Below are 8,418 nucleotides of genomic sequence, written 5' to 3'. Positions count from 1 at the left end.
GGGATGGACGTTGTAGCCGTCCAGCGAGCCGTCCTCCAGCGGGCTGGTGGCGTAGCCGACCTTCTGCATCGCCCGTTTGGTGAACTCGTCCGTGTTGACGATGATCTCGGCGCCGCGCGGCACGTCGGCGATGTTCGCCTTCAGGGCCGCCGGATTCATCGCCACCAGCACGTTGGGCGCGTCGCCCGGCGTGAGGATGTCGTGGTCGGCGAAGTGCAGTTGAAATGACGAAACGCCCGGCAGTGTGCCTGCGGGCGCGCGGATCTCGGCGGGAAAGTTCGGCAGGGTCGAGAGGTCGTTACCGAAGGAGGCGGTCTCCGATGTGAAGCGGTCGCCGGTGAGCTGCATACCGTCGCCGGAGTCCCCCGCGAACCGGATGATGACCCGGTCGAGCCGGCGGACGTCCTTCGCCCCCGGCGGTTTGCGCTGTTCCCCTACGACGGCTTCGTCGGCCTGTTCCGTTGGGCTGCTGACCTTGCTCGTCACTGAACTGGACCTCCTTTGAGGCGGCTGTCCGGGAGTGGCCTTCCCGCAGACCCTTCCTGTGTCAACCCTACGTCGGTAAGGGTCGCCTTCCTTCGGCCATTCGCATGATGGACGCTGTTTTGAGACGTCCTGACATGGTGATGTGTCACGATTTCTCCCGCCCCGGATCCCTTCCTCGAACGACGTTCCCCGCTCGCGCTTTGGTTCCGCTCGACAACTGACAGACTGTCAGCTCGTCATGAGTTCAGGTATGTGAGGACGGCCAGAACACGCCGATGATCCCCGTCACTTTGTGACAAGCCGAGCTTCTGGAAGATGTTGCTGACGTGCTTCTCGACCGCGCCGTCGCTCACCACCAGCTGGCGGGCGACGGCGGAGTTCGTGCGGCCCTCGGCCATGAGTCCGAGCACCTCGCGCTCCCGCGGCGTCAGCCCGGTCAGCACGTCCTGCTTGCGGCTGCGGCCCAGCAGCTGTGCCACCACCTCCGGGTCGAGCGCGGTACCGCCCTGGGCCACCCGCACCACCGCGTCCACGAACTCGCGCACCTCGGCGACCCGGTCCTTGAGCAGATAGCCGACGCCACGGCTCGAACCGGCCAGCAGTTCGGTGGCGTACCGCTCCTCCACATACTGTGACAGCACCAGCACACCGAGTTCCGGATGCGCCTTGCGCAGCTGCACGGCCGCCCGCACGCCTTCGTCGGTGTGCGTCGGCGGCATCCGGACGTCCGCGACGACGACGTCCGGCAGCGCGTCCTGCGCCGCGAACTCGGTGATGGTCTTGATCAGCGCTTCGCCGTCACCGACCCCAGCCACGACATCATGCCCGCGGTCGGTCAGCAACCGGGTCAGGCCCTCCCTGAGCAGCACTGAATCCTCGGCGATGACCACCCGCACCCTGTCCTCCACGATTTCTCGGCCCCCCAGAGCCCGCCCCCGGCCGCCCCGGCTCCACCGGGTTCGTGCCCGCTCCTACGACAGCCCCCAGCATTCCAGCATTCGGTTCGGGGCGCGCCCGAGCGACGTGATTGGGGCCCCGCCGCATCACACGAGGGGCTCCGCCGCGCCGCACGGAGGGACCCGCCGCACCCGCACGGAGGGGCTCCGCCGCGCCGCACGCGGGGACCGTCGCACCCGCACGGAGGGGGTCCGCCGCGCCGTACGCGGGGACCGTTGCACCCGTACGAGGGGGTCCGCCGCGCCGCACGCGGGCCCCGCACCACATGCGGGAGCCCCGGTGCAACCCGCACCGGGGTTCCCGTGTCCGCGGACAGGGGCTCAGCCCCGCCAGGGCAGCTCCGCCGTGATCCGGGTCGGACCGGCCGGCGGGGAGTCCACCACCAGGATCCCGTCCACCGCGTCGAGGCGTTCCGCGAGCCCCGCCAGCCCCGACCCCTCGGTGACATCGGCCCCGCCGACCCCGTTGTCGCCGACCTGGATCATCAGCCGGTTCTCCACCCGCCACACATCCACCGTCGCCCGCGTCGCACGCGAGTGCTTGCTGATGTTCTGGAGCAGTTCGGAGACGGTGAAGTACGCGATGCCCTCGATCGCGGGCGCCGGCCGCGCCGCCAGATCCACCTCCACCTGCACCGGCACCGTGCACCGCGAGGCCACCGAGGACAGCGCGGCGTCGAGCCCGCGGTCCGTCAGCACCGCCGGATGGATACCGCGCGCGAGATCCCGCAGCTCCTGAAGGGCCGCCTTCACCTCGCCGTGCGCCTCGTCCACCATCCGTGCCGCCGCCTCGGGGTCCTCGGTCAGCTTCTCCTTGGCGAGCCCGAGATCCATCGCCAGGGCCACCAGCCGGGCCTGCGCCCCGTCGTGCAGATCGCGCTCGATACGGCGCAGATCGGCGGCGGCCGTGTCGACCACGACCCCGCGGTCGGACTCCAGCTCCACCACACGCGTGGCCAGCCGCGACGGGCCGAGCAGCCCGCGCACCATCACCCGGTCCACGGTCGTCAGCGCCCGCACGATCCACGGGGTCGCCATCGTGAAGAGCAGTCCGACCAGCGCGGTCACCGTGATCTCGAACGGGTTGTCCAGATAGATCGAGTGCGTGCTGTCCCCGTACAGCTGGAGTCCGTCCTGGCCGCCGTACATGGGGAAGACCCAGAACCACAGCGGATAGGTGAGCAGCGCCCACCCGTACACCCAGAAGTTCAGCGCGACGACGAAGGAGAACACCGACCACGGGAACTGGACCACCGCGTACAGCAGGTGCCGCCACGAGGTGCCGCTCTTGAGCACAGCGCCCATCCACGCCATCGCCCCGTGGCCCTTCGTCCGCAGGGGCTCGGGCTCGGCCACCTCGACACCGAGCAGCCCGCGCGCCCGTGCCCGCTCCAGCGAGCCGAGCCCACGGCAGCCGGCCAGGGCGGCGGCGAGCACCGGAACGCCGAGGAAGGTGATCAGCAGGCCCGCGCCGAGCGAGACCATCGTGACGGCGAACGTGAACATGAGGATCCCGAGCGGCAGGCCCAGCAGCACGTAGCCGAACTCGCGCCACGTGCGGGCCTCGAACGGCGCCCGCAGCGGGGCCGGAAGCCGGTGCGGCCGCTCGCCGGCGCCCGCCTCGTCGAATCCGGGCCCGCCGCGGTGCCCGTATCCGTGTCCGTAGTCCGTGGCCATCGGTCCGTCCGTTCTCTCGTCTCGTCCTGCGCCTCGACCTGTTCCGTGCCTCGGCCTGTTCCGCGGTTCGGCTTCGTCCGTGTCCCCGCCTGTTCCGCGCGCCGACGTGTTCCGCTCGTCGACCGCTTGTTCAAGCCTGCCTCCCCGGAGGCTTGCCGGACATGGAGCGGATCGGCGTCTTGGGCGGGGGGTTTTCCCTACCTCCACCGGCAGCCGGCGTTCCCGGGCCAGAGCCCATACGGCACCCACGACGAAGACCTCCGTACACGGCCGTCCAGCCGGAGGTCTCCATCGAGTGAACCGGAAGCCCGGCCCGCGACTACCGCGCGGGCTCGTTCTGGCGGTCCCGCCAGGGCAGTTCGGCCGTGATGACCGTCGGACCGCCCACCGGCGAGTCGACGACGAACAGCCCGTCCACCGCTCCCAGCCGGTCCGCCAGCCCCGCCATACCGGTACCGCCGTCGACACCGGCCCCGCCGCGGCCGTCGTCCCGGACCTGGACGAGCAGACGGTCCTCCGCCCGCCACACGTCGACCGAAGCGGACCGCGCCCCGCTGTGCTTGCTGACGTTCTGGAGCAGTTCGGAGACGGTGAAGTACGCGATGCCCTCGATGGCGGCGGCCGGCCGCGTCTCCAGCTCCGCGGTCACCTTCACGGGCACCGTGCAGCGCGAGGCGATCGAGGACAGAGCCGCGTCCAGACCCCGGTCGGTGAGGACCGCCGGATGGATCCCGCGAGCCAGATCGCGCAGTTCCTGAAGGGCGAGCTTCACCTCGCCGTGCGCCTCGTCCACCATCGAGGCCGCGGCGTCGGGGTCCTCCAGGAGCTTCTCCTTGGCGAGCCCGAGCCCCATCGCGAGGTTCACGAGCCGGGCCTGCGCCCCGTCGTGCAGATCGCGCTCGATACGGCGCAGATCGGCGGCGGCCGTGTCCACCACCACCCCGCGGTCCGACTCCAGTTCGGCGATCCGCCGCTCCAGTTCGTCGGAGGGCGACAGCAGCCCGCGCACCATCGCCCGGTCCACGTTCGTCAGACCGCGCGCGATGAACGGCAGCACCGGCCACAGCACGAACAGCGACACCAGAGTGACCACGAAGGTGACGATGCCCCAGGGCAGCCGGATCAGGCCGTACAGCACCGCCCGCCAGCCCACCGGGTCCTTCAGACTCGACCACAGCCAGCCGAAGAACCCGGTCCTGCGCACCGGCAACGGGCTCGGTTCGTCGATGTGCAGCCCCAGCAGCCGCCGCGCCCGGGCCCGCTCCAGCTTGCCCAGCTGCCGCGCACCCCGCAGCGCGGCCGCGAGCAGAGGCAGCCCCACGACGGTCACGGCGAGCCCCGCGCCCGTGGCGAGCATCGTCACCACGTACACGAACCCGACGATCGAGGCCGGCAGGTTCACCAGGAGATGGGAGATCTCCTTCCACGTCCGCGGGTCGAGAGCGGGACGGACGGCGGGCGGCCGGTCGCCGTCGGACGGGTCGTCCGACGGACCGGCGGGCGTGATGCGTTCGGTCATATCCGCTAGCCTGCCCGGCGGCGCGCCGCCGCGCCATGAGGTGGGCCGCCGCGATGCACTGGGGATAACCCCACCCCCAGGGTGCTGGCCGGACGTGACGACGACCCGGCACGCGACGGGTGACGGGGTCCCACCGGGACGCGCTCATTCCGGCAGACGTGCACACGTCACGGAGGGCCGAGGGATGGTCGAGGCGTGACGGGCTGCTTACGCTCTCTTTAGCAGGCCCTAGACTCCCGTCCGTACAGATCGTCGAACAGGGCGCATCACAGAGTGCGCGACGGCGCACGACGGGGCGCAACGAGGTCAGGGAGTGAGGGGCTGACGTGCCGGAACCGACCGTTGTCACGGCGACCGGGGCCGTCGTCGCGGCGGACTACTTCCCGTCCTACTCAGTCGTCGGGCTGCTCGCCGTCGTCGGCGTGCTGTTCGTCGCCGTCGCCTTCGGGGCGGGCCGTCTGCTGCGACCCGTGGTCCCGACCCCCGAGAAACTCCTGACGTACGAGTGCGGTGTCGACCCCGTCGGCGAGGGCTGGGCCCACACCCAGGTCCGCTACTACGTCTACGCCTTCCTCTACGTCATCTTCGCCGTCGACTCGATCTTCCTCTTCCCCTGGGCCACGGTCTTCGCCGCTCCCGGCTACGGCGCCGCGACGCTCGTCGAGATGTTCATCTTCCTCGGCTTCCTGGCCGTGGGCCTGCTGTACGCATACAAGAAGGGCGTCCTGACATGGGCGTGACCCCCTCCGCCCCGGAGCAGCCGACGCCGGTGCCGCTGCCCGAGCCGAAGCGGCTCGGCGCACTCGCCCGCCTCGCCCCCGAGCCCATGAAGGTGGTCCTCAACTGGGGCCGCCGCTACTCGCTCTGGGTCTTCAACTTCGGCCTCGCCTGCTGCGCGATCGAGTTCATCGCCGCGTCGATGGCCCGCCACGACTTCATCCGCCTCGGCGTGATCCCGTTCGCGCCGGGCCCGCGCCAGGCCGACCTGATGGTGGTCTCGGGCACGGTCACGGACAAGATGGCGCCCGCCGTCAAGCGCCTGTACGAGCAGATGCCCGAGCCGAAGTACGTCATCTCCTTCGGCGCCTGCTCCAACTGCGGCGGCCCCTACTGGGACTCGTACTCCGTCACCAAGGGCGTCGACCAGATCATCCCCGTCGACGTCTACGTACCCGGCTGCCCGCCCCGCCCCGAGGCGCTGCTCCAGGGCATCCTCAAGCTCCAGGAGAAGATCGCCCGGGAATCGCTGGGGGAGCGCTACGGATCCGACGCGCCGCGCCCGTCGGCCGCCGCGCTCCAGAGCGGCCTGGTGCGGCCACCGGCCCCTGCGGCGACGACCGCTCCGGGGACGGATCCGGCCACCCCCGGTGCACCCGGTGCACCCGGTGCACCCGGTGCACCCGGTGCACCCGGCGCACTCGGTGAGGAGGACCGATGACCGTCGGCTGGCTTCCCGGTCCCGCCGAGGACCTCTTCGGCCCCGACGCCACGGCCGAGGAGTCGTACGAGGTCCTGACCGTCGACGTCCCCCCGGCTTCCTGGATCGCGGCCCTGGAGACGGCCCGCTCCACCCTGGGCTGCACCTACTTCGACTGGCTGAGCGCCGTCGACGAACCCGGCACGGGCTTCCGCGTCTCCGCCCATGTCGTGGCCCTGTCCCCGCTGCGCCGCCTGCTCGTCCGCACGACCGTCCCGCACACGGCCCCGGTGCTCCCGTCGGCGGTCTCCGTGTACGCGGGCGCCGCCTGGCACGAGCGCGAGACCCACGAGATGTTCGGCGTGACCTTCGAGGGACACCCCGGCCTCGACCCCCTGCTTCTGCCGGAGGGCTTCGAAGGCCACCCCCTCCGCAAGGACTTCGTCCTCGCCGCCCGCGTCGCCAAGGCATGGCCCGGCGCGAAGGAACCCGGCGAGTCCGAACACGGCGGCCCCAAGCGCCGCCAGATGCTGCCGCCCGGCGTCCCCGACCCCAACGAGTGGGGCCCTCTCAAGGGCCAGCTCCCCCCGGCCCCGTCCCGCCCGGCGCGTGGCGCGGCCCGCCCCGCAGGCGACCGCCCGGTCCGCAGGGCCCGTACGGCGGGGGAGGGCTCGGCGAGCCAGACGCCCGCCTCTCCTGCCGACACCGGCGGCACGACGACCCCGGCCGCGGGTACGGGTGCCGCGGGAGCAGCCGAGGGCTCGGTCGCCGCGGGTGCGGCCTCCGGTACCGAGACCGCTCGACCCGCACGCCGATCCCGCAGCGTGAGCCAGGGCTCAGCCAGCCAGCGAACCGAACAGCCGCCGTCCCCGGCCGCGACACCGGCCGCGACACCGGCCGCGACGCGGACTCCGCCGCCGGCCTCGCCGACGGTCGGGGACGAGGCGACAGCTCCGGCGGCGACGCCCGCCAAAAGGCCTGCCGCGCCCCGCGGTTCGGACGCGCCGTGGCACCAGCCGAAGCCCGCGTTCGACGACACGGAACCGAAGCGGAAGCCGGACTCCGAACCTGAACCGGCGCCCGAGCCTCGGCCGACGCCTGCCCCAGAGCCGGCGCCCGAGCCTCAACCGGCGCCCGAGCCTCGACCGATGTCGGAACCCCGACCGGCGCCCGAACCCCGACCGGCGCCCGAGCCCCGACCTGAGCCCGAGTCCCGACCGGTGTCCGAGCCTCGACCGGTGTCCGAGCCGGAATCGGAACGGTCCGAGCCGGATGCCGATCGGACGACCGAGCCGGATGCCGGACGGAAATCCGAGCCGGAGTCCTCGCCCGCTGTGCCCGCTCCGGGTGAGAACCCCGACCCCAGCCCCGAAGACCCCTCCGGAGGTACGCAGTGAACGACGCTCTCGACGTCGCCCTACGCCTCCTCGTCGTCTTCGTCGTGTTCCTGACGTTCCCCCTGATCGTCGGCCAGGCCGAGCACAAGGTGATGGCCCACATGCAGGGCCGCCTCGGCCCGATGTACGCGGGCGGCTTCCACGGCTGGGCCCAACTCGTCGCGGACGGCGTGAAGTTCGCGCAGAAGGAGGACATCGTCCCCGCGGGCGCGGACCGGCGCATCTTCCAGCTCGCTCCCGCGGTGGCGCTCCTCCCGTACCTCCTGGTCCTCCTCGTCATCCCGATCGGCCCGAGCGAGGGCGCGGTCGGCGAGACCGTCGACGCGGGCGTCTTCTTCGTCCTCGCCGTGATGGGCGTGGGCGTCCTCGGCTCGCTCATGGCGGGCTGGGCGTCGGCCAACAAGTTCTCCCTTCTCGGCGGCCTGCGCACCGCCGCCCAGCTCCTCGCGTACGAACTCCCGATGCTCCTGACCGCGGCCTCGGTCGCGATGGCGGCGGGCACGGTCTCGCTCCCCGGCATCGTGGACGCCTTCCGGTGGTGGTGGCTGCCCTGGCAGATCGTCGGCGCGATCGTGTTCTTCGTCGCCGGCCTCGCCGAACTCCAACGGCCCCCCTTCGACATGCCCGTAGCCGATTCCGAGATCATCTTCGGGGCGTACACCGAGTACACGGGCCTGCGTTTCGCCCTGTTCCTGCTCGCCGAGTACGCCGGAATCGTCGTCCTGTGCGGCCTGACCACCGTTCTCTTCCTGGGCGGCTGGCACGGCCCCTGGGGTGCCGACGGCCTCGGCTGGGTCTGGACCCTCCTCAAGGCCGCGATCCTCGCCTTCGTCGTCATCTGGCTCCGCGTCACCTATCCCCGCCTGCGCGAGGACCAGCTCCAGAAGCTCTCCTGGACCCTCCTCGTCCCCCTGTCCCTCGCCCAGATCGCCCTCACCGGCATCGTCAAGGTGGTGATCGCGTAAC

Annotated in this window: 8 protein-coding genes; 4 read left to right on the top strand and 4 right to left on the bottom strand. The window is 71.6% G+C overall.

Annotated features, from left to right (window positions below):
* The 4 genes from ACZ4AA_RS07795 to ACZ4AA_RS07780 form a co-directional block, all read right to left on the bottom strand.
* Positions 1–486 (bottom strand): 2-oxoacid:acceptor oxidoreductase family protein (locus tag ACZ4AA_RS07795; RefSeq protein WP_467597019.1); only part of this gene is annotated, 486 nt, incomplete at its 3' end.
* 236 nt (positions 487–722) lie between these two features.
* Entirely contained in the window at positions 723–1,382 is a 660-nt protein-coding gene (locus tag ACZ4AA_RS07790) for a LuxR C-terminal-related transcriptional regulator (RefSeq protein WP_467597129.1), read from the bottom strand.
* 381 nt (positions 1,383–1,763) lie between these two features.
* The gene (locus ACZ4AA_RS07785; protein ID WP_467597016.1) at positions 1,764–3,119 is read right to left on the bottom strand and encodes a sensor histidine kinase; all 1,356 of its coding nucleotides are present in this window, start codon (positions 3,117–3,119) and stop codon (positions 1,764–1,766) included.
* Between the two features lie 319 nt (positions 3,120–3,438).
* On the bottom strand, positions 3,439–4,638 hold the full coding sequence (locus ACZ4AA_RS07780) for a sensor histidine kinase (RefSeq protein WP_467597012.1): 1,200 nt from the start codon (positions 4,636–4,638) through the stop codon (positions 3,439–3,441).
* A 326-nt stretch (positions 4,639–4,964) separates the two neighbouring features.
* Here ACZ4AA_RS07780 and ACZ4AA_RS07775 point away from each other — a divergent pair, with 326 nt between their 5' ends.
* Genes ACZ4AA_RS07775 through ACZ4AA_RS07760 form a run of 4 tightly spaced genes read left to right on the top strand, consistent with a single transcriptional unit; the run spans position 4,965 to position 8,417 of the window.
* On the top strand, positions 4,965–5,378 hold the full coding sequence (locus ACZ4AA_RS07775) for an NADH-quinone oxidoreductase subunit A (protein ID WP_467597010.1): 414 nt from the start codon (positions 4,965–4,967) through the stop codon (positions 5,376–5,378).
* Positions 5,369–6,076: an NADH-quinone oxidoreductase subunit B gene (locus ACZ4AA_RS07770; protein ID WP_467597007.1), complete on the top strand. Its 708-nt coding sequence runs from the start codon at positions 5,369–5,371 to the stop codon at positions 6,074–6,076. Before ACZ4AA_RS07775 ends, ACZ4AA_RS07770 begins: the two co-directional genes overlap by 10 nt.
* Complete coding sequence (locus tag ACZ4AA_RS07765; RefSeq protein WP_467597003.1) at positions 6,073–7,452, top strand: NADH-quinone oxidoreductase subunit C; 1,380 nt, start codon at positions 6,073–6,075, stop codon at positions 7,450–7,452. Before ACZ4AA_RS07770 ends, ACZ4AA_RS07765 begins: the two co-directional genes overlap by 4 nt.
* Positions 7,449–8,417 (top strand): complex I subunit 1/NuoH family protein, encoded by a 969-nt coding sequence (locus ACZ4AA_RS07760; protein WP_467597000.1) that lies wholly within the window; start codon positions 7,449–7,451, stop codon positions 8,415–8,417. Before ACZ4AA_RS07765 ends, ACZ4AA_RS07760 begins: the two co-directional genes overlap by 4 nt.
* The last annotated feature ends 1 nt before the right edge of the window (position 8,418 follow it).

It is taken from the genome of Streptomyces sp. NPDC024698 (genome assembly GCF_055559015.1).
The sequence above is the reverse complement of the archived record's forward strand: the minus strand, read 5'-3'. Positions and strand labels throughout refer to the sequence as shown.